This is a genomic window from Micromonospora sp. DSM 43699 (genome assembly GCF_055517075.1).
This window is the reverse complement of sequence record NZ_JBTMMT010000167.1, coordinates 1-666: the sequence shown is the minus strand read 5'-3', so window position 1 is coordinate 666 and position 666 is coordinate 1. Positions and strand designations below refer to the sequence as shown.

General features: G+C 71.8%; 1 protein-coding gene. It reads right to left on the bottom strand.

What is annotated here, in order from left to right:
• A partial coding sequence (locus tag AC0AIB_RS31060) for a condensation domain-containing protein (protein WP_465098056.1) occupies window positions 1-666 on the bottom strand: 666 nt, incomplete at both ends.

Below are 666 nucleotides of genomic sequence, written 5' to 3'. Positions count from 1 at the left end.
GCCAGCTCCTCCACCACCCGGCCGAAGGGCGCCTCCTGGTTGGCCTGCGCGGACAGCAGGTTCTCGTGCGTGCGCCGCTGGAGTTCGGCGAGCGTCGCACCGCCCGGCACCCGGTTGCGCAGCGCCACCGTGTTCACGAAGAACCCGACGACGCCCTCGAACTCCTTACGGGTCCGGTTGGCGACGGGCGCGCCGACGATGATGTCCTCCTCGCCGGTGTAGCGGTGCAGCAGGACGTCGAACGCGGTGAGCAGCACGCTGAACGGGGTGACCCCGTCGCGTCGGCACACCACCTTCAGCTGCCGTTCCAGGTCGTCCGGGAGCGTGGCCAGGAGCGTGGAGCCCTCGAAGGTGGGCCGGGCCGGGCGGTGGCGGTCGGCGGGAATCCTCAGAACGGGCAGCTCGCCGGCGAGTTCGCTCTTCCAGTGGTCGACCTGGCGGCGCAGCTCGCCGCCCACGAGCGACTGCTGCTCCCAGTCGGCGTAGTCCGCGTAACCGAGCGCGAGGGCGGGCAGGGTGGCGGGCGTGCCGGAGACGCGGCCCTCGTAGAACTGCCAGAGCTCCCGCGAGAAGAGGCTCTCCGACCAGCCGTCGGTGACGACGTGGTGGAAGTTGAGGAAGAGGTAGTGGCGGCCGGTGCCGGGGCCGGACCGGAACACGGCGGCC